Annotated in this window: 22 protein-coding genes; 4 read left to right on the top strand and 18 right to left on the bottom strand. The window is 36.7% G+C overall.

What is annotated here, in order from left to right; all coding sequences use genetic code 11:
* Positions 1-7: 7 nt before the first annotated feature.
* The 9 genes from NSQ74_RS00920 to NSQ74_RS00960 all read right to left on the bottom strand — a co-directional run bounded on the left by NSQ74_RS00920 (position 8) and on the right by NSQ74_RS00960 (position 10,139).
* On the bottom strand, positions 8-889 hold the full coding sequence (locus tag NSQ74_RS00920) for a sugar phosphate isomerase/epimerase family protein (protein ID WP_340821063.1): 882 nt from the start codon (positions 887-889) through the stop codon (positions 8-10).
* Entirely contained in the window at positions 890-1,948 is a 1,059-nt protein-coding gene (locus NSQ74_RS00925) for a Gfo/Idh/MocA family protein (protein ID WP_340821064.1), read from the bottom strand. It abuts the gene before it with no gap.
* Positions 1,949-1,960: 12 nt separating this feature from the next.
* Positions 1,961-2,839: a sugar phosphate isomerase/epimerase family protein gene (locus tag NSQ74_RS00930; protein WP_340821065.1), complete on the bottom strand. Its 879-nt coding sequence runs from the start codon at positions 2,837-2,839 to the stop codon at positions 1,961-1,963.
* An 18-nt stretch (positions 2,840-2,857) separates the two neighbouring features.
* Entirely contained in the window at positions 2,858-3,823 is a 966-nt protein-coding gene (locus NSQ74_RS00935) for an ABC transporter ATP-binding protein (RefSeq protein WP_340821066.1), read from the bottom strand.
* A complete protein-coding gene (locus tag NSQ74_RS00940) occupies positions 3,816-4,808 on the bottom strand; it encodes an ABC transporter ATP-binding protein (protein ID WP_340821067.1) in 993 nt (330 codons plus the stop codon). Before NSQ74_RS00940 ends, NSQ74_RS00935 begins: the two co-directional genes overlap by 8 nt.
* Positions 4,809-4,819: 11 nt before the next feature.
* The gene (locus NSQ74_RS00945; RefSeq protein ID WP_340821068.1) at positions 4,820-5,716 is read right to left on the bottom strand and encodes an ABC transporter permease; all 897 of its coding nucleotides are present in this window, start codon (positions 5,714-5,716) and stop codon (positions 4,820-4,822) included.
* A gap of 13 nt (positions 5,717-5,729) precedes the next feature.
* Positions 5,730-6,653, bottom strand: coding sequence for a nickel ABC transporter permease (nikB, locus tag NSQ74_RS00950; RefSeq protein WP_340821069.1), 924 nt, complete (start codon positions 6,651-6,653; stop codon positions 5,730-5,732).
* Positions 6,654-6,718: 65 nt separating this feature from the next.
* Entirely contained in the window at positions 6,719-8,302 is a 1,584-nt protein-coding gene (locus NSQ74_RS00955) for a glutathione ABC transporter substrate-binding protein (protein ID WP_340821070.1), read from the bottom strand.
* A gap of 484 nt (positions 8,303-8,786) precedes the next feature.
* A complete protein-coding gene (locus NSQ74_RS00960; protein WP_340821071.1) occupies positions 8,787-10,139 on the bottom strand; it encodes an aspartate aminotransferase family protein in 1,353 nt (450 codons plus the stop codon).
* A gap of 460 nt (positions 10,140-10,599) precedes the next feature.
* Here NSQ74_RS00960 and NSQ74_RS00965 point away from each other — a divergent pair, with 460 nt between their 5' ends.
* On the top strand, positions 10,600-12,171 hold the full coding sequence (locus tag NSQ74_RS00965; protein ID WP_340821072.1) for a PucR family transcriptional regulator: 1,572 nt from the start codon (positions 10,600-10,602) through the stop codon (positions 12,169-12,171).
* Between the two features lie 143 nt (positions 12,172-12,314).
* Here NSQ74_RS00965 and NSQ74_RS00970 read toward each other — a convergent pair whose 3' ends face one another.
* Positions 12,315-13,106 (bottom strand): carbon-nitrogen family hydrolase, encoded by a 792-nt coding sequence (locus NSQ74_RS00970; RefSeq protein ID WP_340821073.1) that lies wholly within the window; start codon positions 13,104-13,106, stop codon positions 12,315-12,317.
* A 648-nt stretch (positions 13,107-13,754) separates the two neighbouring features.
* On the opposite strand from NSQ74_RS00970, the gene NSQ74_RS00975 reads away from it, so the two are divergent.
* From NSQ74_RS00975 to NSQ74_RS00985, 3 genes are all read left to right on the top strand, one after another.
* Positions 13,755-14,453 (top strand): polysaccharide deacetylase family protein, encoded by a 699-nt coding sequence (locus NSQ74_RS00975; RefSeq protein ID WP_340821074.1) that lies wholly within the window; start codon positions 13,755-13,757, stop codon positions 14,451-14,453.
* A 235-nt stretch (positions 14,454-14,688) separates the two neighbouring features.
* Positions 14,689-14,970, top strand: a complete 282-nt coding sequence (locus tag NSQ74_RS00980) for a hypothetical protein (RefSeq protein ID WP_340821075.1) — start codon at positions 14,689-14,691, stop codon at positions 14,968-14,970.
* A 374-nt stretch (positions 14,971-15,344) separates the two neighbouring features.
* A complete protein-coding gene (locus tag NSQ74_RS00985; RefSeq protein WP_340821076.1) occupies positions 15,345-16,514 on the top strand; it encodes a pyridoxal phosphate-dependent aminotransferase in 1,170 nt (389 codons plus the stop codon).
* 57 nt (positions 16,515-16,571) lie between these two features.
* Here the strand turns inward: NSQ74_RS00985 and NSQ74_RS00990 are convergent, their stop codons facing one another.
* From NSQ74_RS00990 to NSQ74_RS01025, 8 genes are all read right to left on the bottom strand, one after another.
* Positions 16,572-17,423 carry a MetQ/NlpA family ABC transporter substrate-binding protein gene (locus tag NSQ74_RS00990; RefSeq protein WP_340821077.1) on the bottom strand — a complete coding sequence of 284 codons (852 nt, stop codon included), beginning with the start codon at positions 17,421-17,423 and terminating at the stop codon, positions 16,572-16,574.
* 20 nt (positions 17,424-17,443) lie between these two features.
* On the bottom strand, positions 17,444-18,112 hold the full coding sequence (locus NSQ74_RS00995; RefSeq protein WP_340821078.1) for a methionine ABC transporter permease: 669 nt from the start codon (positions 18,110-18,112) through the stop codon (positions 17,444-17,446).
* Complete coding sequence (locus NSQ74_RS01000) at positions 18,105-19,115, bottom strand: methionine ABC transporter ATP-binding protein (protein ID WP_340821079.1); 1,011 nt, start codon at positions 19,113-19,115, stop codon at positions 18,105-18,107. Before NSQ74_RS01000 ends, NSQ74_RS00995 begins: the two co-directional genes overlap by 8 nt.
* Before the next feature lie 248 nt (positions 19,116-19,363).
* Positions 19,364-20,563, bottom strand: coding sequence for a glycine C-acetyltransferase (locus tag NSQ74_RS01005; protein ID WP_340826371.1), 1,200 nt, complete (start codon positions 20,561-20,563; stop codon positions 19,364-19,366).
* A 232-nt stretch (positions 20,564-20,795) separates the two neighbouring features.
* Positions 20,796-21,872 carry a nucleotide kinase gene (locus tag NSQ74_RS01010; RefSeq protein ID WP_340821080.1) on the bottom strand — a complete coding sequence of 359 codons (1,077 nt, stop codon included), beginning with the start codon at positions 21,870-21,872 and terminating at the stop codon, positions 20,796-20,798.
* A gap of 316 nt (positions 21,873-22,188) precedes the next feature.
* A complete protein-coding gene (locus NSQ74_RS01015) occupies positions 22,189-22,821 on the bottom strand; it encodes a YczE/YyaS/YitT family protein (protein WP_340821081.1) in 633 nt (210 codons plus the stop codon).
* Positions 22,822-22,953: 132 nt separating this feature from the next.
* The gene (ybaK, locus tag NSQ74_RS01020) at positions 22,954-23,448 is read right to left on the bottom strand and encodes a Cys-tRNA(Pro) deacylase (protein WP_340821082.1); all 495 of its coding nucleotides are present in this window, start codon (positions 23,446-23,448) and stop codon (positions 22,954-22,956) included.
* Between the two features lie 24 nt (positions 23,449-23,472).
* The gene (locus tag NSQ74_RS01025) at positions 23,473-24,243 is read right to left on the bottom strand and encodes a putative metalloprotease CJM1_0395 family protein (protein WP_340821083.1); all 771 of its coding nucleotides are present in this window, start codon (positions 24,241-24,243) and stop codon (positions 23,473-23,475) included.
* Positions 24,244-24,403: the final 160 nt, after the last annotated feature.

Raw genomic sequence — 24,403 nt, forward strand, 5'->3', positions numbered from 1 at the left:
TCAACCCCTATTTAAACTTTTCTATAAAATGAACAGCTTCTTTGATGTCTTTTTCAGGATTTAATCTCACTTCTCGTTCAATAGTTAAATAGCCATTGTAGCCGATTTCCTGCAAAGCTAAAAAATAAAGCTCGAAATGGACATCTCCTTGTCCTAATGGAAGTTCTCTAAAAAACTCTCCATTTTCCACCATTTCTTCTATTTTATCATGAGATGTTCCAGAATCGTATCCTAAGTACCCATACACATCTTTGGGGTTTGTTGGCTGCAGTTGAATACCATCTTTTACATGTGTATGTACGATATAATTCTTTAAAAGTTTAACGCCAGCTACAGGGTCATCACTCGTTACCATTACCATATTGGCAGGATCAAAATTAACCGATACACCATTTGTCGATAGTTTATCTAAAAACCCCTTTAATGTTTTACTCGTTTCTGGACCCGTTTCAATCGCAAAGTACGCATCTAATGACGTAGCATATTGGCCTAATTCTTCACAGGCTTCCAGCATTGTTTGATAAATTGGATCATTTTCATCTTCAGGAATAATACCAATATGGGTTGTAACAATGGATGTTCCCAAATCCTTGGCTAATTGCATAATTTCTTTCGATTTTTTTATTTTCCAAATATTTTCTGTTTTATCTTGAAAGCCATGTCCTCCTAAATCTCCACATAATGCGGAGATTTCTAGACCTAACTCTGAAATGTACTGCTTCAATTCTGCTCTTTGTGCAGCATTTAAATTATCTGGGTCCAACTCACCTGAAACTGCATACATTTGTACTCCTTGTGCACCAACTTCTTTCGCTTTTAATAAACCTTCACGAATAGGCAAACGAAAGCTATCTACTATCACACCGATTTTATTGTCCAATTTCACCATTTAATAAACAACTTCCTTTCCTTCAGTTGCAGATATATAAATGCCCTCTAAAATTTTCATAATTTCTACGCCATCCTCCACCGGTGCAACTGAATCATATTGATGAAGGCAGCAGTCAACAAATGAATTGATTTCATTTTGAAAGGCTTTCGCAAAATCAAATGTTAAATCGTTAATTTGAGGATGAATATTTAAAATCGTATTATGCTCTTCACTGACAATTTTTAACTCAGGCTCTAGCTCTGCTCCACCGTTCGTGCCGTATAACTTAATACTGATTTCATCTTTAATAGCATGTAGTGTATAGGAAACGTCTACCATTAACGACGCGCCATTCTCAAATGTAATAAGGGCATTTGCTAAGTCTTCTACTGTATTTTTAGTAGCATCATAGTCTGCTGCCTTATAAAAGGATAAATTTTCAACATTATTTCTATTTCCTAATTGATTGTACGTATGACCTGTTATACGTTTCACCTTTGGTCTACCCATTAAATACCAGCAAATATCAATCACATGTACTCCTAAATCAATTAAAGGGCCGCCACCAGACTTATCTATTTCTGCAAACCAGCCCCCTGGATTACCTAATCTTCTTAGACATGAAGCTTTCGCATAATAAATATCGCCTAGTTTGTTATCGTCGATGAAGCTTTTCAGCACTTTAGTATTTGTTGCAAACCGTCTAACATAGCCCACTTGAAATACTTTCTGATGCTTTTGGGCAATCTTTTGAATGTTTAAAGCCTCCGCATAGGTCATGGATAAAGGCTTTTCAATCAGCACATGTAAGTCATTTTCTAATGCAAGAATTGCCAATTCGGCATGCGTATTATTCCATGTACTAATACTTACTGCATCTATATTTTTGTCTGCGAATAACGCTTCCTTAGAAGAAAAAACATGAGTTGCGCCAAATTGAGCTGCTTTTGCCTTGCCTCGTTCAATAGAGGCATCATACACGCCATATAACTCAACCGCAGGATTTTTCATATACGAGCCTAAATGATAATCGGAAATAGAACCTGTACCGATTACACAAACTTTTAATTTATTCATATTCTTCCCCCTTTAGAGCTTGCATTCGTCCCATAAGCGACGTACATTATCCATCCCTATTTTTGAACCAACTTGACAATCTTCCATGCCTTCAAATTCCACTGTAATATAGCCATCATATCCACTGCCTTTTACGAGCTTAATAATTTCTCGAATATTTATATCGCCATGTCCGACAATAGCTCCTCTGATGTAATTGTTATGAACTGTACGGTACCATTCGCCCTCTCCTGGATTTTCATAGTAAGGTCGAATATAAAAATCTTTGAAATGCACTGTAGCAGCATATGGAATGTTTTTCATCACACCAATTAAAGGTTGTTCATCAATACATAAAAAATTTCCGATATCTAAAGTTGTTTTAAAGTTATCTCTGTTTACCGCATGAATTAATTGTTGTACACGATCACTTGTTTGCACATTAAAGCCGTGATTTTCAATCGTTGTCGTAATATCAAATTGTTTTGCGTAATCTGCAATCAACTGACAACCTCTAACCATTTCTTCAAAATGCTCATTGTAATAATGAATAGTTGTTAGCTCCTTTGGTAAAGTAAAAAGTGTAACGTCATGGCGCATAATGTTAATGCCCATATGATGTACTACATCAACATGTTTCTTTAAGCGCTCAACTTCTTCTAGAAAAGCTTCCTCCGTATCCTGAATAAAGTTTGCTGGTAATGAGTAGGCTGATAACGCTAGTCCTAGCTCCGCTGCTTTTTCTTTAATTTGTGTTGCAAGTTCATAGTTATCTACAACAGTAAATTCATAAGGCACTAATTCTACATGCTGTCCTCCGTTGTCTGCCACCCATTGCAAAACATCCAGAACATTCATTTCCCCCTGCCTCATTTTTTTGACCATACTGTATGTGCTTAACCCTATTTTCATTTATGAACACCCTCTCTATTAGTTGACAAAGTGACATGCAACACTTTGCTCTTCGTTAATTTTTTTCATTTCAGGAATAGCTTGCTTACATATATCTGATGCAAGGGGACACCTTGTGTGGAAGGTACAACCACTTGGCGGGTTTTTAGGATTCGGAATATCACCAGTTAAAACGATTTTCTTTTTTCGTAATGTTGGGTCTGCTATCGGCACGGAAGCAATGAGTGCTTGTGTATAAGGATGCTTAGGTTCATTAAATATAGTTTCTTTTCGCCCAATTTCTACAATGGACCCTAAATACATAACACCTATATAATGGCTAATATGTTCTACAACACTTAAATCGTGAGAAATAAAAAGAAAAGATATTTTATATTCTTGCTGCAATTGCTTTAATAGATTTAAAATTTGCGATTGTATAGATACATCCAGCGCCGACACAGGTTCATCAGCAATAATTATTTTTGGTTTTGTTATTAATGCGCGTGCAATACCTAAACGCTGTCTTTGTCCACCACTAAACTCATGTGCATAGCGGTCGGCATGTTCAGCATTTAATCCAACGACTTCAAGCATTTCAAGAACTAGTTTTTCACGCTCAGCTTTTGAAAGTTTTGAATGAATTTCTAAAGGCTCTCCAACAAGCTCCTTTACCTTCATTCTTGGATTCAATGAGGCATATGGATCTTGAAAAATCATTTGAACAGTTTGCCTTAAATGCTTTAATTCGGATTGCTTTGCAGTAGCTACTTCTTTCCCGCCTACAACAATACTTCCATTTGTTGGTTCTATTAATCTAGTGATTAACCTGCCTGTAGTAGATTTTCCACAACCACTTTCCCCAACTAGACTAAATGTCGTACCTTCTTCTATTTCAAAGGAAACATCTATGACCGCGTTAACAAATTGCTTTTTTTGAAATAATCCACCTGCTGTTTGAAAGCTTTTTTTTAGATTCTCCACTTTTAAAATCGTGTTAGGCATTTACTTTCACATCCTTTTTCGCGTATAGCCAGCAGCTACATTGCCGTGTAGCTGAAATTTCCACTGTCGGTGGACTCTCCTGATGGCATATGGACATTGCTTCATTACATCGTGGAGCAAATTTACAACCATTTGGCATATTTTGCGGGGATGGCACTTGACCATTGATGGAATCTAATATTTCTTTGTTATCACCAATTTTCGGTACAGATGCAATTAAACCTTTTGTATAAGGATGCTTTGGGCTAGCAAATAACTCAAAGACATCTGCTTCCTCTACAACCTGCCCTGCATACATTACAACTACCTTATCGCACATTTCAGCAACAACACCTAAATCATGTGTGATTAATAAAATAGCTGTCTCATTTTCTTCCTTTAGCTTTTTCATTAGCTCTAAAATTTGGGCTTGTATCGTGACATCAAGCGCAGTGGTTGGTTCGTCAGCAATGAGTAATTTAGGATGACAGGCCATAGCCATAGCAATCATTACTCGCTGGCGCATTCCTCCTGATAGCTGATGTGGATATTCATAAATGATTTCCTCGGCTCTTCCTATACCTACACTTTTTAACATTTGGATTGCATGATGCTTACTTTCGTTCTTTGGCAGCTTCAAATGCATCTCAATTGCTTCCATTAACTGCTTGCCAATTTTTAAGACAGGATTTAAAGATGTCATAGGCTCTTGAAAAATCATCGCCATTTGCTTGCCACGAATCTTCCGAATTTCTGATTCGGACATTTTCGTCAAGTCATGTCCATTAAAATGTATAGAGCCATTAACAATTTTGCCTGTAGTACCATGGAATAATTGCATAATGGATAACGATGTTAAGCTTTTCCCACTACCCGATTCTCCCACTAAGCCTAATATTTCTCCTTTACGGATGGAAAAATTGACACCCCTTAAAATCTTGATTTCCTTTTTATCACGTGTAAAGGACGTTTCTAAGTCAGTTACTTGCAATACATGTTCTGACATAGGCATTCTCCTTAATTATTTTTTATTTTTGGATCTAATACATCTCGTAATCCATCACCTATTAAGTTAAATGCTAGTACGGTTAAAAATATAGCAATGCCTGGCATGATGACGACGTGTGAAGATGTTCCTAAATAGTCACGCCCGCTACTTAGCATTACCCCCCACTCAGGCATTTCAGGGCTGGCACCTAAGCCTAAAAAACTTAAACCAGAAGCTGCTAAAATGGCTGTTCCTATTCGCATTGTGACAAAAATGATTAATTCATTCATCGTTTCAGGGAAAATATGTTTCCACAGCACTCTAACATGCGAAGCTCCCATTGATTGAGCTGCCTCTACGTATACATTCTCTTTCGCATTCAATGTAGCGCCTCTTACTAAACGGGCAAAAGAGGGTACACTAAAAATCATCACAGCAATAATGACATTATTAATACCAGGACCTAATAAGGCTACAATGGCAATGGCTAACAATAAATCAGGGAATGAAAATAATACATCACAACTACGCATAATCAATTTGTCAATCCATCCACCAAAGTAACCGCTAATTAAACCTAAAATTGTGCCTAGTATTAAGCCTAAAAATACGGCACTAAAACTCACCATCAAGGATATTTTTGCTCCTACTATTAGACGACTAAAAATATCTCGACCATACTCGTCCGTTCCTGCCAAATGACTTGCACTTGGTCCCTCTAATAAAGCATCATAATTTGGTTCGAAAGGATCGTACGGCGCGATATAAGGACCAATCATAGCGACTACAATTAACAATCCTATAAAGATACTTGCTACTAATGCAGCCTTTTGTTTTTTAAAAGACTTCCAAAATTCTTTAAGAGGAGAGTATTTTCTTTGTGTATTTTGCACTTCGCTATTTTGCACAGCAGTTGGTGAAGTCATGTTATTCCCTCCCTTAAGAATCTAATTGAATTTTTGGATTTAACACTGTATAAAGCACATCTACGGCTAAATTCACTAAAATAAATTCTAATGCAAATAACAGCAGTGCTGATTGAATAACGGGATAATCTCGAAATGCGATAGAATCGATTAAAAGTCGTCCCATTCCTGGAAAACTAAATACGGTCTCGACTACCACCGATCCTCCTAATAGAAATCCAAATTGCAAGCCTGCCACTGTTACCACCGAAATCAAGGAATTTCTTAAAGCATGTGTCACAATAACGGAGCGCTCTTTCAATCCCTTTGCTCTCCCTGTTCTTATATAATCTGCTTGTAACGTTTCAAGCATAGAAGATCGAGTAAATCTAGCAATCATTGACATAATGCCAGCCCCTAAAGTTAAGGAAGGTAAAATATAACTAGAAAAGCCATCTAATCCACCTGTCGGAAATAACCCTAGTTGCACTGAAAATAATTGAATCAATAATAAGCCCAGCCAAAAACCTGGAATCGAAATGCCCGATACAGCCGTTACCATTCCAAAATAATCAGGCCATTTGTTTTTATTGATGGCAGAAAAAACACCAATCGCCAAACCCATCAATGTAGCCCAAAACATGGAAAGGAAAGTAAGTTGCAGAGAAGGCATAAACCTTGTTTTAAACATATCAATGACAGGTAGTCCTGTTGTTAAAGATGTTCCAAGCTCACCCGTCACAAGATTTTTCATATAATCTACATATTGTTTAAGAATGGGTTTATCTAGACCCATCTCATGTCGTACATTTTCAACATCTTCTAGCGTGGCATCCTTACCAGCTACTAATCGCGCAGGGTCACCTGGTATGAAATGAATAAATAAAAATGTTAATACGGAAATGACAATTAAAATCGGTATCATTTCAACAGTTCTTCTTGCTACATATTTCCACATGGCACCTTCCTCCTTTCTATTTTTTAGAAAAGGAATTGACTAGCATCAATTCCTTTTACTGTGCATTACTCGACTTTGGCGTTCTTCACATCAAGTCCACCTGTAGGATTTACTAATACACCACTAACATTTGAACGAACACCATATACAACCTCATCCACCCCTAAGAAAATCCAAGGTGTATCTTGATATACGATTTCCTGCAATTTTTCATATAGTTCAGCTTGGCGATCTACATCTGAAATGGAGTTAGCTTCATCCATTAATTGATCTGCCTCCGTGTTATTATAGTAAGCTGTATTTGCACCATTTGGTGGGAATGATACGCTATGGAAAAGTGGCTTTGTCGCATTCGTTATATCCGAAGCATATGCTGACCAACTCACATACCACATTTGTAATTTCGCGTCATCTGGTGTTTGTGCACCATAGATTTCATCTGATAAAGTGCCTTCTTCCATTGATTTAATTTCTACTTTTACACCGATTTGACCTAACTGTTGTTGAATAAACTGCATACCTTTCATCGTATCTGAGTTTGTGTTCCCCCAGATTTCAATATCGAAGCCATCAGGATAGCCAGCCTCAGCCAATAATTCTTTTGCCTTTTCAATATTGTGTTCATACATTTTTTGTTGCTTATAATAAACCGTTTTAGAAGGAATAATGGAGTCTAATGGTAAACCTAGCCCCGCATTAACCACTTTAATATAAGCATCTTTGTCCACCGCATAGTTAAAGGCCTGTCGAACTTTAATATCATTCAATGGTTTTTTATAGGTATTTAATGAAACGTAGTGTGCAATTGTAGAAGGAACTTTATTAACTTCTACATCTTTACTTTTAGAAAGTTCATCAATATTTTGAGATGGCACTGGATAGATAACCTGTGCATCACCCGCTTTTAGCATCGCCACTCGTGATCCGTTTTCCGGTACTGGTTTATAGGTGATTTTAGAAACACGTTCTCCGCCACCCCAATAGCCATCAAAATTTTCAATTGTTAAATGGTCCCCTTGTACCCATTCAACAAATTTATAAGGACCTGTGCCGACAGGTTTTTTAGGTATATCTGCTAAATTATCTTTAATCATTTTTGGACTAATCATTTTGGCAACCCCGAAGCGAGTAATCATTGGTCCATATGGTTCTTTTAAAGTAACTTTAATCTCATAGTCACCTAGAATTTCAACATTACTGATTAAGCTAAAACCGCGAGAATACAAGCGTAAGCTTTCATCATTCATGATTCGTTCAATGTTGGCCTTTACAGCCTCAGCATTAAACGGTTCCCCGTCATGGAAAGTAACCCCTTCTTTAAGTTTGAACGTATATACAAGAGCGTCTTCACTTATTGAATAATCATCTGCTAAAACCTTAATAATTTGTCCATCTGCATCGAAGCCTAACAATCCTTCTAGCATCGTCTCCTGAACAGAATTCGAATTAGTATCCCCTGTGTTATGTGGATCCATTGAAATAAAATTTTCATTTACAGCGATGACAAGTTCATTTTTTGAACTAGCTGCGCCTGATTCTGTAGTAGACTTATCCCCAGTATTTGATGCGTTAGAATTGTCTTTCTCTGCGCATGCTGCTAAAAGAAACGTACATAGTATGACAAAAACCAACTTTTTAACATAATTCATCTCATCTTCCCCCTTTGTAAAAATATATAAAAATATTTCTTATAACTTAAAATAAGAAATATAATTACTAAAAGCATTTATTTTCTCCACTGCTGAAAATAAATAGGCAAAAAATAAAACTATATTTTCTTACGATTAGACAATTCAATTCAGGAAAGACGGTGCTTCCTCAACTATCACAATTGCTTTTAATCAGAAAATATAGTTCAAATAACAAGATGTATTTATTCCACTGCTGAAAATAAGTGATTAAAAAAATATTCCCTTCCAGGACATCGTTTTAATTATCAGAAAATTAATTATTTTTTACAACTATAAACTATGAAATCTAATATTTCCAGTGTTTTTTTAATAAAATTCAGAATTTTAAAATTATTATTATTAGGCTATAATAATTAACCCAAAGTTCATTTATGCTACAAAATGCCACAATAAAAGTTCTAAAAGCCTTTATTACACGGCTTTTAGAACTTTCATGAATAGTCTATAGCGTATTTATACTATCGACAACCACATTTAGTATGCGGTCTAGATCTTCTTGTACAATATTAAGTGGAGGTGATAACGTTAAGACGTTATTAAACCCTGCTACGGTAGCTCCATTTTTTCCAATGATGACACCTTGCCCTTTACATGCTGCAATGACAGCATTCACTTTTTCCAATGGTAAAGGTTCTTTGGAAACTTTATCTACAACTAATTCAATCCCAATCAATAAGCCTTTACCTCGCACATCTCCTACATTTGGATGCGTGTTTAAAGCATTTTGAAGTGTTTGTAGTGTTTTAGCTCCCACTTCCTTAGATCGCTCAAATAACGCTTCTCGCTCAAGAATTTCAATATTTTTCAAAGCGACAGCACAGGCTACAGGAGAGCCACCAAATGTGTTGACATGGCGGAAATAACCGTATGCATCTGTTCCTGTAAATGCCTCATAAATTTCTCGTTTCACTGCAGTTGCTGACAGAGGTAAATAAGCACTTGTAATACCTTTAGCCATCGTTATAATATCAGGCTTCACATCATAGTTCATAAAACCAAACGGCTTCCCTGTACGTCCAAACCCACATATTACTTCATCGACAATCATTAAAGCCCCATGTTTTTTACAGACTGCCTCAATGCCCTTCATATAATTTTCTGGAGGCATGATAACACCACCACCTGTAATAATAGGTTCTAATATCATTGCGGCAATAGTATCGCCGAGTTCCCAAGTCATCATTTTATCGACGGCTTTTACACTCGCTAAGTCAGTTGGTGCTATCGAGTCATTTTCTGGTTCACGATATTGATCTGGTGGCGCTACATGAATAAAACCTGGTGATAGCGGTTCATATTTATATTTTCGTTCTGCTTGCCCAGTCGCAGCTAAAGCCCCAAACGAGTTTCCATGATATGCCCGATAACGTGAGACAATTTTATAGCGCGTACTTTCCCCTTTTTGTTGATGGTATTGACGCGCTATTTTAAATGCCGTTTCATTTGCTTCAGAGCCGCTATTCGAAAAGAAAACGACATAATCACCGCCAAGCATTTGGTTAATCTTTTCTGCTAATTCAACAGCGGGTAAATGGCCTTGTGACAGAGGCGCATAAGCATTTTTCATCATTTGCTCATGTGCAACATCCGCTAATTCTTTACGCCCGTAGCCTACATTTACACACCATAACCCTGCCATTGCGTCAATGTATTCATTACCTTCTGTATCAACGATTCTTGCACCATCCGATTTTTCTACAACATATGTGGCTTGCGGATTATAGGGCTTCATTGAATGCCAGACATACTGTTCATCTTTTTTTAATACATCGCTCTTAAGATTTGTTTGAACCATTTACATGCACCCCTTTAATTATATTAAGTTCTATTATTGAAGCAGCTTGAACTGTTCCACCTAATGTAATTTGGTATCGCTATTACTTGGAAAGGCAAATGAACCTGTTTGATGTTTCATCTTCCAACGTTCAAAAATGGATGTTATTTAGTCAGTCAGTTACATTGACTTTTTGCGCTGCATTCCACTTCCTGTAAACATCAAAACTACATTTCCAAGCATGGTTATTATTTGTGTCACCCCATTTGATTGAATTGTTTCTTACAAAAATTTTACATCTTCTAAAAAAGGAATGTAATAGACACTCTGTATAATTCTATGATTTTGTTTTAAACATAATGTAAAATAGAATAAATAGTTTTTAAAAAGTATATGACGTAAATTACTAGCTAAATTATCACTTTTCACTTATGAGTCCATAATTCCCATATACAATACGAACTTTGATTGGAGGGCTACGATGAGTCAATATAAGCTTCAGGTAAAGGATGTATTAGAGAATGCACACTTTAAAAGCGCCGAGGTCGTTGCAGGCAAGGATGGGTTATTACGCATTGTAAAGTGGGCACATGTTATTGAAATTGTACAAGTTGATAATTTCCTAGCAGGGGACGAATTGGTTTTAACGACGGGGATTAGTTTACAGCATATTGAGGACTTTACCTTTTTCGTAGAGTCTCTAATTGAAAAAAACTGTGCAGCACTTTGCATAGAATACGGCACCTATTTACAAACAATACCAGAATCTATTCTTTCACTAGCTAACCGCCATGACTTCCCAATCATCGTTTTTCATGAGACAGTGCCTTTTGTTCGGATTACACAGGATTTACATAGCCAGATCATGAATCAACAATATTTTATGATTTCTTCATTAGAAACTTACTCCCAGACTTTAAACAAAAACGCTCTTTTAGGACAAACAGTGGATGACATTTTGCAATCCCTTTATGAAGCGTTACGTACACAAATCATTTTTTCTATTAAAGGTCGGGATGCTATCTTTTTCCCAAATATGTCCCTAGCGAAAAGACAGCATTTATTAAAGATGCCAAAATCAGCATCACAACTTAAACATGAGCCCATTTTTATTGTCGATCAGCATTATGCGGATTTATCCCTTTATCGAGCAGATGGCTTATTCTCAGAATTTGAATTACTTATTTTAGACCGTACAGCGACGGCACTAGCACAGCTTTTAATGCGTGAATTTTATATAGAAGAGAAAAGAGATATTGAGGATGCAACGATTTTAGCGGATTGGATTGATCACAAGCTGACGAAAGAGGAAATCTATAAATTTATCGTGTCCCATCATTCTAACTTTACTTATTATAGTAGCGCGGTGTTTATTTTATCTTCACCTTATACAATCATGAAGGTTCAAGAGGATATTGTGTATAGCAAGCTTTATTATCGAAATCTATTTGAACAAAATGGCTTCATCCCCTTTTTATTCGAAAGGAAGAGCTATGTTATATTCATCCTACTCCACACAAAAGATTGTAAAGCGAGTCGCGAATTATTAAATACGCTATTTTCTACGCTCCAAAAAACGGATTTTTATAAAAAGCAATTGTCACAAGGGTATCAGCTAGCGATCGGTAAGGTTGTTTCGGATGTCGAGGAAATTCCAAAGAGCTATCAAACAGCTTTGGAAACATTATATATTTGTCGCAAAGTTCAAACGACATCGTTTTTTTATGATGACTTGCACTTGTACCACCTTATTTACAAATTACAAATGCAAGTGGATTTGCAAGAAGTCATTCAAGATTATTTACAGCCTGTTATTGAATATGATAAAAAATACAACAGCAAACTGCTAGAAACACTCAGAGTTTATTTACAAACGAATGGCTCAAAACAACAAACTGCCAATCAATTGTTTATTGTACGGCAAACACTTTATCATCGTCTAAAGAAGCTTGAAAGTTTGCTAGGTGAAAATTTTATGAAGGGCCACAATCGTATTACACTTGAGTTTATGTTACTTGCCAGTTCACTAATTGAAGATAAAACGCAAAATTGAGTAAGTACCCTAAAATTGTTTGAGTGCCTGGCACTTAACGTAAAAATCCACTTTGATTTTCCGCGCAGCATTTTGTTAGCCGCAGGAGTCTTCGTGGATTTTTACTTGGATATAGAATTCAGAATTGTTTGTGTGCCTGGCACTTATTTCTCAACAACACCGCTATACAATCCAGGTCTACGGTCATCATAAACTGGAATTCTTCCACGTACTTCATCGACAATTGAAAAATCAACATCAATAACCGCTACTTCCTCATCGTCTGCACCAACCCATAATACTTCTCCCCAAGGTTGAATAACCATGGATTGTCCATTGAAGTTTTCTACCTTGTTGGCAATTCGATTAACAGCAATGACAAAGCATTGATTTTCAATTGCACGTGCCTGTAACAATGTTTTCCAATGGTCAATACGAGGTGTTGGCCATTGTGCTGGTACGAATAGAACCTTTGCTCCATCTAATGCATGCGCCCGTAACCATTCTGGAAAGCGAATATCATAGCAAATAACACCCGCCGCTTCAATATCCCCTAATGCAAAGCGGTTCATTTCATCACCGGCTTCTAAATATAGATGTTCATCCATCAAACGGAATAAATGTGCTTTACTATATTCGCCAACTTGCTTTCCTTCCTTATCAAACGTATACATCGTATTGTAAAATTTATCGCCCTTCTTCGTTGCGACAGAGCCCCCCACAATATGTACACCAAGTTCGATTGCTAAGCCTTGTAGAAACGCCTTTGCTCGCTCTCCGTCTGTATCTGCAAGTTCAGCTAATTTTTCAAGCGCGTAGCCAGTATTCCACATTTCGGGAAGTACAATAATTTCCGCACCTAAACTTGCCGCTTCGCGTATTTTTTCTTCAGCTCTCGCGAAGTTTTCTTCTACTTTGCCAAATCTTACGTTTAATTGAATACAACCTATTTTCATTTTCATTCCCCCGTCCAATAGTTAAAAAATAGTTTTATAATTCAAGATACAAGTAATTCCAAACGCTTCCAAAAGCATTTAGCTTATTACATTACATTTTTCTATACCCCATTATATCATTGAGCGATCTTAGCTTGTCGATGATATGAAGGAAACCTTGCACTATAATCGATTTCGCACAATGTCCATCATTTAATGTCTTATTAATCACTTAGAACACTATAAATATACATATTTATCGTTTAATGACAATAGTAATCAATACTGATATACTGATTACATACATAGAATGAATAATAAACGTTTTCTAGGCAGACCTTTTTAACTTTATAAAAATCTTAATAAAAGAAGGAAGGTATTATCATTTATGGACAGCGCATTTCTCGCTTTTTTACCTCTCTTAAGCTTATTAATCTACATAGCTCCAGTTGTTTTTATCATTTGGTTTCTCCTTAAATTTCTTAAAAACCAACAAGAGCAAATACAAATCCTTAAAAGTATTTCTGATAAGTTAGATAAGCGCTAAAAAAAGATGGGAATTCCCATCTTTTTTATTTTTTCGATTAACTCTCTTGAACTAGATGGAAAGCGGCTTTCGAATGGAATTATAAACTGTATTAAAACTTCCAAACGGAAAGAAGGTTTGTTATGAAAAAGAAAGTAACAATCATTGCAACGGGATTTCTGTTAGTTTTTCTCCTATTATTTGGCACATATAAATTAATGAATTCGAGAGCGTATCAGTTGTTTGGGAATATAACGAATAAAGTAGAAACAACTCAAAAAGTGATTGCGTTAACTTTTGATGATGGACCAACAGATAACGTAAAAATGATTTTGCCACTATTAGAAAAGTATAATGCCAAAGCGACCTTTTTTCTAATTGGTGAAGAACTTGAAAAACATCCAGACGAAGCAAAAAAAATTGCAGAAGAAGGACATCAAATTGGCAATCACACGTATTCTCATAATCGAATGGTTTTCAAAACCCTTTCCTACTATAAGGATGAAATTGAAAAAACAGATCTATTAATTCGAAATGCTGGATTTAAAGGCGAAATTGATGTTCGGCCCCCTAACGGAAAAAAACTTATAGGCTTCCCGTATTACTTAAGTAAACATAATCGAGACACGATAACTTGGAATCTCGAGCCAGACAGCTTTTACGACTCGGCTTCAGACAAAGTGAATTATGTGAAAGAGAATGTTACACCTGGTTCGATTATTTTAATTCATCCAATGTATGATAATACCGATAAAGTACTTGAAACAATTGAAGGCATTTTACAAGAGCTTTCAAATGAGGGCTATACATTTGTTACTGTGAATGAACTTCAGGATTTATAAAACTTGTGAGATAGCTTAAAGAGACTAAATTTAAACTAATGTCACTCATTCGAGTGGCATTTTTAGGAGGATAAAAGAGTTTTAGGATTCACCTGTGATGATTTTCTGATTAAGAATATTCTTTTAAGAATAATTGGTGCAATCTTTATTTTCGTTGGAGTTGATATATTACATAGACAATTCCATCCTCATAAAAATAATTCTCACAAAATAAATTACAATAGGGAGAATCTAAATGAAAAAATTAATATCTATATTTTTATTATTAACATTCCTTATAGGTTGTTCTAATCAATCAAATGAAAACTTATTTATTGCTACAAGTATTTCCACAAGTAAATTTAGTAAAAATAATGATTATTACATTGTTTCCGATTTAGAGTATTTAGGAGAAAAGTCTGCAATAATTGAGAAAATTGAAATTGTAAAAGCTGACGAAGTAATTGACGAATACATATTAATAGATGAATTTAATTATTCTTTTTTTATAGGGGATAAGTATTCACGTATAGTATAGGTGTTCATAAAAACTTAGAAAGAATTGGTGGCGATGTAATACCAGCAGAAAACTCTATTATTAATAAAGATAATATGCTTAAGCTAATATTAAAAATCAATACGAAGTCTAGTATAACAAAAAGTAATAATCGCTATATTAGAATTAAGTACATTATTGATAAAGAAACGAGAGAAGAAGTACTAGATTCAAAAACTGTTAATCAACTTGAAACCGCATTAGATTAGATAAAATCCTTTAAACCCACTCTTTTTAGTCTTCTTCTTACGTTTTTTACCCTTGATAAAGAAAGACTATAGACAATCTATTGAAAAAGTAATAGTATTTGCAACATATCTATAATAATTATTATATTCTGAAAAAGGTGAGCATACATGGAATTATCAAAAAAACTACAGCAACTCCCAACTCAATTTTTTGCAGCACTTGTACAAAAGGTCAATGCGGCACTAGCGGAAGGGCGCGACATTATTAATCTTGGACAAGGCAATCCCGACCAACCGACGCCCCCACACATTATTAAAGCGCTTCAAGAGGCAGCAGAAAACCCTCAGCATCATAAATATTCCCCGTTCCGTGGTATTACTGAATTACGCCAAGCTGCAGCTGCGTTTTATAAACGTGAATACAATGTGGATATTAATCCTGATACAGAAGTAGCCATTTTAGGCGGAACGAAAATTGGACTTGTGGAACTACCAATGGCCGTTTTAAATCCTGGTGACACAATGCTATTGCCCGATCCCGGTTATCCAGATTATTTATCTGGTGTTGTATTAGGTGAAGTTCAATATGATGTGATGCCACTTTTTGCAGAAAATGATTTCTTACCTGACTATGATGCATTGTCTGATGAAGTAAAAGAAAGAGCTAAGCTTCTTTACTTGAATTACCCGAACAATCCTACTGGTGGAACAGCAACACTTGAATTTTTCGAAGAAACAGTAAGGTTTGCTAAAGAGCATCAAATTATCATAGCACACGATTTCGCCTACGGTGCGATTGGCTTTGATGGCAATAAACCAGTGAGTTTCTTGCAGGCAGACGGTGCTAAAGATGTCGGCATTGAACTGTATACTTTATCAAAAACCTATAATATGGCTGGCTGGCGCATCGGTTTCGCAGTTGGAAATGCTCAAATTATAGAAGCTATTAATCTTATTCAAGATCATTTATTTTGTAGCCAATTTCCCGCGATTCAGCAGGCAGCAGCTGTCGCTTTAACTTCTTCACAAACTTGTGCTCAGGAACTTAACGCGACGTATGAGCGCCGTCGAAACGTCCTAATTGAAGAAGCTCATCGTATTGGTTGGCAAGTAACAGCTCCAAAAGGTTCGTTTTTTGCATGGCTCCCTGTTCCATTAGGTTACACAAGTGAACAATTTGCCGATTTATTACTTGATAAAGCTGATATTGCAGTAGCTGCTGGCAATGGCTTTGGACAGTTCGGTGAAGGCTATGTACGTGTCGGCTTACTTGTTAGTGAAGAACGCTTACGTGAAGCTATTGGCCGAATTGAAAAGCTTAATCTATTTAAACGATAATTTACTAATATAAAGTAAGAAGCACTCGCCATATGACGAGTGCTTCTTATTTCTTTATTATTTACGATTTTCCATCCACTCTGGTTTACCAAAGCCTTTGAAGTCTGCATCAATAACTTCTTCAAATTTAGCCGATTCTACAATTTCAACTAGATCCTTTGATAATTGTGAATCTTTGTTATCAGCCTTCACCGCAATAACGTTACGGAATTGGTCAGGCATGTTTTCTAAAAATACCGCATTTAGTAAATCTAGCCCCGCTGCTAAAGCAAAGTTACCAGGTACGCCAGCTAAATCAACACTTTCTACTGTACGCGGAAGTGCAGCTGCCTCAATCGGTTGGAATACTAAATTTTTGTCATTTTTCACAACATCTTTTTCTGATGCTTTTAATTCTTCAATGCTAGGGTCAATCTCGATTAAGCCTTGCTCCTGCAATGATAATAATGTACGTGCTGCATTTGAAGGATCGTTGGCAATTGCCACTGTTGCACCATCTGGAATTTCATCGATTGATTTATATTTGTTTGAGAAAAAGCCCATTGGTGCTGTTGGTACAATAATTAATGCTTCTAAATCCATGTTGTTCTGCTCTTCGAAGTTTTCTAAGTATTTCGTATGCTGGAATAAGTTTGCATCAATATCGCCATTATCTAAAGCTTTGTTTGGTTGCACATAATCACTGAATTCTACTAATTCAACTTTGTAACCTTTTTCTTCAAGCTGTGGAATAATTGCTTTTTTAAGCATATCACTATAAGGACCTGCTGTTGCACCTAGTTTAATAGATTTGCTTTCCCCTGCTGCATCTGAACCCTTTTTTGAATCGGATCCTTTGTCGCTTGAACCACATGCTGCTAAAACGACAGCAAGAATGATTGTTATAAATGCCAGTAATGATTTTCTCATCTTTTCTTTCTCTCCTCTTCTTATCTTTTATCAATTGATTTTGCAAACCAGTCGCCAGCAATTTGTATCGCTTGCACGAGCAAAATTAATATCGCAACGGTAGCAATCATAATTGTATTATCATAACGATAGTAGCCGAATCGGATAGCTAAATCACCGATACCACCGCCACCTACTACACCTGCCATCGCAGAGAAAGCAACTAAACTAATTACTGTAACTGTCATTGCTTGAATGATGCTTGATTTTGCTTCCGGAATTAAAACATCTTTAATAATCATCCACGGTGTTGCTCCTACCGCTATTGACGCTTCAATAACACCTTTATCAATTTCACGTAATGACGTTTCCACTAATCGTGCAAAAAATGGAATGGCTGCAACCGATAAGGATACACTCGCAGCAATCGGCCCAATTGTTTGTCCAACAAGTAATTTCGTTAATGGGAATAACGCGACTAATAAAATGATGTATGGAATCGATCGAATAAAGTTCACCGCAAAGCCGAACACACTTTTAATTAAACGATTTTCCCAAAATAGCCCCTTATCCGTGACAAATAATAAAATACCAAGCGGTAAACCTACCACGATTGACACAGTTAGCGAGATGCCAATCATAATAATTGTCTCCTGAAAGGCTTTCAATATATCCGGAATCATCTCCATAAAATGCGTTACATCAAACATGCTGAACCACCTCCACAATCGCACCACGTTCGGTCATATAAGCAACAGCTTTCTGTAACTCACTCTGCTCACCTTGTAGCTCCATTAAAAAAATACCAAGTGGTCGTTCTTGTATGTATTCGATTGTGCCATGAAGGAAATTCCCTTTAACGTAAAAACGTTGCATTGTGTCTGCAATAACGCCTTCACCTGCTACATTTCCTTTAAATAAAATTTTGACGATTTGACCATGTACATCTTTTAAAATCGTTTCCGGAATATCAAACGATACAACACTACTAATAAATTCCTGCGTTAATACTTTTTGAGGGCTAGCGAAAATATCATATACTTCGCCTTCCTCTATGACTTTACCATCCTGCATAACAGCCATACGATTGCAAATTTCCTTCACTACATCCATTTCATGTGTAATTAGAACAATCGTAATACCTAACTTAATATTGATTTCCTTTAACAGTCGTAAAATTGACACGGTTGTTTTAGGATCGAGTGCGGATGTAGCTTCATCACAGAGCAACATCGCTGGATTGTTTGCTAAAGCTCTTGCAATTCCTACTCTTTGCTTTTGACCACCACTTAGCTGCGCAGGATAAACATCCCTTTTTTCTGCTAAATCGACCATTTTAAGCAATTCATCCACTCTTGCAGGAATATCAGCTGCTGGCATATTCGCTGCCTTTAGGGCAAAGGCTATATTTTCGCCTACTGTTTTTTGGCTTATTAAATAGAAGTGTTGAAATATCATTCCAATTTTTAAGCGAGCTAAACGTAGTTCATTTCGTGATAGCTTTGTTAAATCCTTACCATTAATTAATATTTCACCGCTAGTAGGTCGTTCGAGTAAATTTATACAACGTAAAAGCGAGCTTTTGCCAGCTCCCGAATAACCTACTATTCCGAAAATATCGCCACGATTAATTGTTAAGGATACATCATCTACACCGACAACCTCTTTTTTCTTTGAGCTATAAACTTTTGATACATTACGAAATTCGAGCATTTTGTTCTCCTTACTCAATTATTCAATAACAATTATAACCTACTATTTCAATATGCTTTATAGAATAGTTCGAATTATGTTATTTGTCAATCTCTTTTGACAATCTATCATATCACCGATTATTTATTTTCCGATTAAATGGTTATAACTTTAGCAATATCTCGAATTTTCGCAGTAAAACTATACGTAATATAAAAATAAAAGAAGGCACTTTCTGTTCAAATTGAACAAAAAGTGCCTTCTATTCCTTATTGAATTACGCCTAATTCACGACCTACTTTTTCATAAATCGCCAATGCATTGTCTAGCATTTCCTTTGTATGAGCTGCTGTTGGCATATTACGAACACGGCCAGTGCCTTTTGGTACTGTTGGGAAAACGATTGATTTTGCATAAACGCCTTCCTCAAATAAGCGACGTGAAAACGCTTGTGTCAACTTTTCATCACCAATAATACATGGTGTAATAGGTGTTTCAGATTCACCGATATTAAAGCCTAATTTCGCTAACCCTGCTTTTAAGTAATCGCCATTGTCCCATAGCTTATCATGTAGTTCTGTTGAATCAATAAGCATTTGTACTGCTGCAGTAATAGCAGCTACATCACCTGGCGGCAACGCAGTTGAGAATAAAAATGGACGAGAACGGACTTTCAACCAGTCAATTAGATTTTTCTTGCCGGCAACATAACCACCGACTACACCAATTGCCTTTGAAAGTGTACCGATTTGGAAGTCGATTTCTTTTTCTAGACCGAAATGTTTTACAGTGCCCTTCCCTTTACCTGTAACACCTGAACCATGTGCATCATCGACATAAGTAATTAAATCAAACTCTTTCGCAATTTCGACGATTTCCGGTAGTTTGGCGATATCACCATCCATTGAGAAGACACCATCTGTAATTACCATCACTTTATTATACAAACCTGATTCTGTAGCTTCTTTTGCTTTTGCGCGTAAATCATCCATATCTGAGTGATTGTACGCAATGATTTTTGCACGCGATAAGCGACATCCATCAATAATGGATGCATGGTTTAATTGGTCTGATAAAATTGCATCGTTTTTATCCATAACAGCTGAAATAGCCGCCATATTACAGTTAAAACCTGATTGATAGGAAATAGCTGCTTCTGTTCCTTTAAATTCGGCAAGCTTTTCTTCTAATTTAACATGCAAATCAAGTGTGCCGTTAATTGTACGAACAGCTCCTGCACCTACACCATATTTTTCTGTTGCTTCTTTAGCAATTTGCTTTAATTGCTCATTTGTTGCTAAGCCAAGATAGTTATTAGAGGAAAGATTAATAAGATTCTGACCTCGAACTTGAATAACTGGCCCATTTGCGCCTTCTACTGCGTCAATTTCATTGTATAAGCCTTGATCACGTAAGGCTTGTAAGTTTTCATCTAAAAATGCATTTAGTACTTTTGACAAGAGTATCATCCTTTCTACGATTAGTTTTGTCTCGGCGTCATAATATTCGGATTTTAATTTATGCATGCATCCTACAATTCAAAATCCACGGCTTCTGCCAGAGGCATTGTCTTCATTCAGCTTGCTTTTGACATTCATGCAAATAAGGGGTCATTTGCATCAATTCGCTTTAGCAAGTAGCTATTGAATAAAGATCGACTAGTCTACTCATAGTGTAGCATAAGCAACCAATTAGAATAAATTACTTTGCTAATCTTTCAAATAAAGGAGCCGTTTTTTCACGCCAAATTGCAGTCGATAAACATTGATCCATTAGCTGGCGAATTGTTTTCTCCGCTTCTGCATAACGCGTCGTATAGCCGATTGCATCTTGCATTGCACTTTTATAGTTCACGCGGATTTCTTCAATTTGAGCTTCCGCTTCCTCGGACAAAATACAATGTTGCCCCATATCGAAAATTTCATCCCCTAATCTTCCATCCTGTGGCTCAAATACATGTGGTTCTGTACTATCAAATATGCAAAAGTTTAATTCTGGAACGATGACCATATCCACTGAACCAGCATCTAAGCCACACCAAACAATTTGCGCATCTAGCCCTCTTGCATTTGCCTCGTCAGCTAATCCTTTCATTAATGAGGATTTCCCTGTACCTGGCTTGCCTTTTATCATCAATCTTTTCGCTAAATTTTTCGTCATGCTATCTACTGTATTTTCTGCACCACGAGGTGTAAGTGTTCCTAATAGTCGATGTGTCCGTCTGCCTGTTTTATTTAAAACGATGGATTGAAAAATATTCGACTTTAAGTTGGTAACTTGTTCATCTAACGCTTGCCAGTCCATGCAACTTTGCGTAACAATCTCCCAGTCATCATGTATTTTTTTTGCGATTTCAAGCATTGTAATACACTTCTCGCGCCACAATTCTCGCTCTTTTATTGCAACGGCTAGCTTTTCGCCAATCTCTTCAAGTCGGTCTTCTTCTAAGCAATCATAAAAGGACAGCACACGATGCTTCGTACCAAATAAAGTTGGTTCAATCCCCCACTGTGAAGACCAAACATAGAGTCGATTACAGCCTCGAATAAATACTCCCTCTATTACGTTCTCTAACAATGCGTGTTGAAACCACTCTACCGCAAAGCCCTGTTTTACATAATAATAGCCGAGCTCCTTCAGAAGTTCTGATCCTTTATATGTTGATGGGCCTTGCAGAACGTAAACTAGTTCCGCTTCATCCATCATTTCTTTATATAAATGTTTAATTCCTTGCCCAGTAAGTGCGTGTCCAAAGTAATAGGTCACATTTCCGTTCAATGTCGCTCCCCCTTTTTTTATGCCATGACATTATATGAACTATCACACCAAAAGATGAAAGGGGGGCAAATTGTTTGAGTGACTGGCACTAATTGTGTGCGTACCTGGCACTTGGCATAGACACCTGGCATAATACAGGCTCCTTACATCGTAAAAATCTACTTCTCTCTCCTTGGACACAATGTAAGCCGCAACCATCACTAACACAGTTTGTTGCATCTTAAGTTACGGACGTTCCCGCACGCATTTTCGTGGATATTACTTCGATATATATTACTGAAAATTTCAGAATTGTTTGAGTGCCTGACACCATAACTTAAAATGGTTTGATGCCTTCCATATTTCCGATACATTTCATTAAAACTTTCCGACAATACGGTAAGGAAAATTGCACAATATAGCCGGATGTTAGTGCAATAACGACAGTACCAACACCAACAGGGCCACCGAGCAACCATCCGAGAATGGTTACGAGAACTTCAATGCCCATACGTGCTGTTTTAATTGTCCCTCCAAACCTTTCAACGAGTATCATCATTAAAGTATCACGTGGACCTGCCCCCATATTTGGTGCAATATACATTCCACAGCCGAAACTTAAAACAAATAAACCTAATACAAAATAGGTTATTTGTAAGCTATAAATATCAGTTGATGGCAACAGCCAATTAAACACATCAATAAATGAGCCGATAAGTAGCATATTTAGCCATGTACCTATTTTAGGCCACTGCCGTAATACAATCGAGGTTGATACGACGATTAAAAACCCTGTTAAAATAGACCAAGTTCCTATTGTTAAGCCGAAATTTTGAAATAACCCTACATGTAACACATCCCATGGGCTTGTTCCTATAATTTTCCCCTTGATTGACATCGTAATACCTAATGACATAATCATCATTCCCACCACAAAAAACACCCAGCGCCATCCTGTGACTTTTCGCATTTCACTATCCTTCTCTCTATGTATGATATTGCTCTAACTTTATCATCATTTCTACTCCGAAATCTCAATTTTCGTTAATAATTTAAAATAATCTGAACATAAAATTTCTCCAAATAAAAAACTACCCAAGAATTATTCTTGGATAGTTGTGATTGGAGCAAGTTGTGCCTTAGTCACTGCAAGTAAATCATCAAGTTGAATGTGCATTTGCATACCAATTTTCCCTGCACTAACAATAATACTTCCTTGCGCACTTGCAGATGCATCAACAACCGTAGGATACAGCTTTTTCATGCCGACTGGTGAGCATCCACCACGGACATAGCCTGTATAACCAAGTAGCTCCTTAACTGCTAGCATCTCAATCTTTTTCTCACCAACGACTTTAGCCGCAGCTTTTAAATCAAGTTCTTCCGCAACCGGTATGACAAAAACAAAAAGCTTTTGGGCGCTCGCCTTTGCCACTAATGTTTTAAATACAGATGATACAGGATACCCGATTTTCCCAGCTACTGACACCCCATCTACTTGACCGTCACCTGTCTCGTATTCTAAAACGTCAAATTGTATTTTTTGTTGCTCTAATAGTCTAATTGCATTTGTTTTCGTATGCTTCGCCTTTGCCACAATTAAAATCCCCAATCTATACCATTAAGCTGTCATTGAAAACGTCGAGTTGTCTCCATATAGATAGCCGCTTTTTGCCATTTGAATATGCGTAGCATATTTTGCAGACGCTATTTTAAATGTCCGTGCTTTCATTGCCTCATCATAACTCTTACCGAAAATTGTATCTGCAAATGGGTCCAAATTCAATTCCTTCGAAAATCGTTCTGGCACCTTTACATCAGTTGTTTCCGTAACATAAGGTGGTTCAAGCTCATTAAGCACTGTTTCATCTAGCTCTGTACCATTCTGAATTTGTTGCATTTGAGCATCTGCACTAGCCGCTATACGTAAATCTTGTGGAGATGGAACTGTTGGTGTTAGCGCAGCACTTCGAACCTGCTGTAAAATTTGCAATGTGTCCGCGGCCTCAGTATCCGTATCTATTACTGCTTCAGTCAAATCATCTGATGCTTTTAGCCGTGATGAAGAAGGTGATTCTCCAATATCACTGCCGATTGTTTTATATGCTTGCTCATGAGCTCTTACACTTTTTTCAGTTTGTTGTAAATCTTGAATCATAGCCTGTTGCTGTGGCGTTACTTCCTTAGATTCTTCTTTATGTTGCTCATATAAATCTTGATCTTGGCGGCCTAATAATAAATTTTCGAGCTCTAGCAATATTTTATTTTTTTCTGGTTGGAAGTACTGTGCATTTTTTCGATAAGCATCACCAGCTTCTTTACGCTGAAGGATTTTCTTACGGTTATAATGAGCAGATTGTCTTTCTTGCTCCATCATGTTTGATAGTTTCATATCATCACCTCGACTTTCTTTTTAATATGCAAGTTTAGTAGTAAATATGAACAACTCTCTATTAACTATTTTTATTCAAACGGAACGGTTTCTGTACTTTTATTATCGGAATTTTCTCTCTTAAATTCAAGCAATAATTACTACTAACCTCCTAAAGAAA

Origin of the sequence: Lysinibacillus sp. FSL W8-0992 (genome assembly GCF_038008685.1) — a bacterium.
Classification (GTDB): Bacteria; Bacillota; Bacilli; order Bacillales_A; family Planococcaceae; genus Lysinibacillus.

Coding starts and splice junctions, on each gene's coding strand:
- NSQ74_RS00920 (WP_340821063.1), bottom strand. CDS start 889: ATGGTGAAATTGGACAATAAAATCGGTGTGATAGTAGATAGCTTTCGT.
- NSQ74_RS00925 (WP_340821064.1), bottom strand. CDS start 1,948: ATGAATAAATTAAAAGTTTGTGTAATCGGTACAGGTTCTATTTCCGAT.
- NSQ74_RS00930 (WP_340821065.1), bottom strand. CDS start 2,839: ATGAAAATAGGGTTAAGCACATACAGTATGGTCAAAAAAATGAGGCAG.
- NSQ74_RS00935 (WP_340821066.1), bottom strand. CDS start 3,823: ATGCCTAACACGATTTTAAAAGTGGAGAATCTAAAAAAAAGCTTTCAA.
- NSQ74_RS00940 (WP_340821067.1), bottom strand. CDS start 4,808: ATGTCAGAACATGTATTGCAAGTAACTGACTTAGAAACGTCCTTTACA.
- NSQ74_RS00945 (WP_340821068.1), bottom strand. CDS start 5,716: ATGACTTCACCAACTGCTGTGCAAAATAGCGAAGTGCAAAATACACAA.
- nikB (WP_340821069.1), bottom strand. CDS start 6,653: ATGTGGAAATATGTAGCAAGAAGAACTGTTGAAATGATACCGATTTTA.
- NSQ74_RS00955 (WP_340821070.1), bottom strand. CDS start 8,302: ATGAATTATGTTAAAAAGTTGGTTTTTGTCATACTATGTACGTTTCTT.
- NSQ74_RS00960 (WP_340821071.1), bottom strand. CDS start 10,139: ATGGTTCAAACAAATCTTAAGAGCGATGTATTAAAAAAAGATGAACAG.
- NSQ74_RS00965 (WP_340821072.1), top strand. CDS start 10,600: ATGAGTCAATATAAGCTTCAGGTAAAGGATGTATTAGAGAATGCACAC.
- NSQ74_RS00970 (WP_340821073.1), bottom strand. CDS start 13,106: ATGAAAATAGGTTGTATTCAATTAAACGTAAGATTTGGCAAAGTAGAA.
- NSQ74_RS00975 (WP_340821074.1), top strand. CDS start 13,755: ATGAAAAAGAAAGTAACAATCATTGCAACGGGATTTCTGTTAGTTTTT.
- NSQ74_RS00980 (WP_340821075.1), top strand. CDS start 14,689: ATGAAAAAATTAATATCTATATTTTTATTATTAACATTCCTTATAGGT.
- NSQ74_RS00985 (WP_340821076.1), top strand. CDS start 15,345: ATGGAATTATCAAAAAAACTACAGCAACTCCCAACTCAATTTTTTGCA.
- NSQ74_RS00990 (WP_340821077.1), bottom strand. CDS start 17,423: ATGAGAAAATCATTACTGGCATTTATAACAATCATTCTTGCTGTCGTT.
- NSQ74_RS00995 (WP_340821078.1), bottom strand. CDS start 18,112: ATGTTTGATGTAACGCATTTTATGGAGATGATTCCGGATATATTGAAA.
- NSQ74_RS01000 (WP_340821079.1), bottom strand. CDS start 19,115: ATGCTCGAATTTCGTAATGTATCAAAAGTTTATAGCTCAAAGAAAAAA.
- NSQ74_RS01005 (WP_340826371.1), bottom strand. CDS start 20,563: ATGATACTCTTGTCAAAAGTACTAAATGCATTTTTAGATGAAAACTTA.
- NSQ74_RS01015 (WP_340821081.1), bottom strand. CDS start 22,821: ATGCGAAAAGTCACAGGATGGCGCTGGGTGTTTTTTGTGGTGGGAATG.
- NSQ74_RS01025 (WP_340821083.1), bottom strand. CDS start 24,243: ATGAAACTATCAAACATGATGGAGCAAGAAAGACAATCTGCTCATTAT.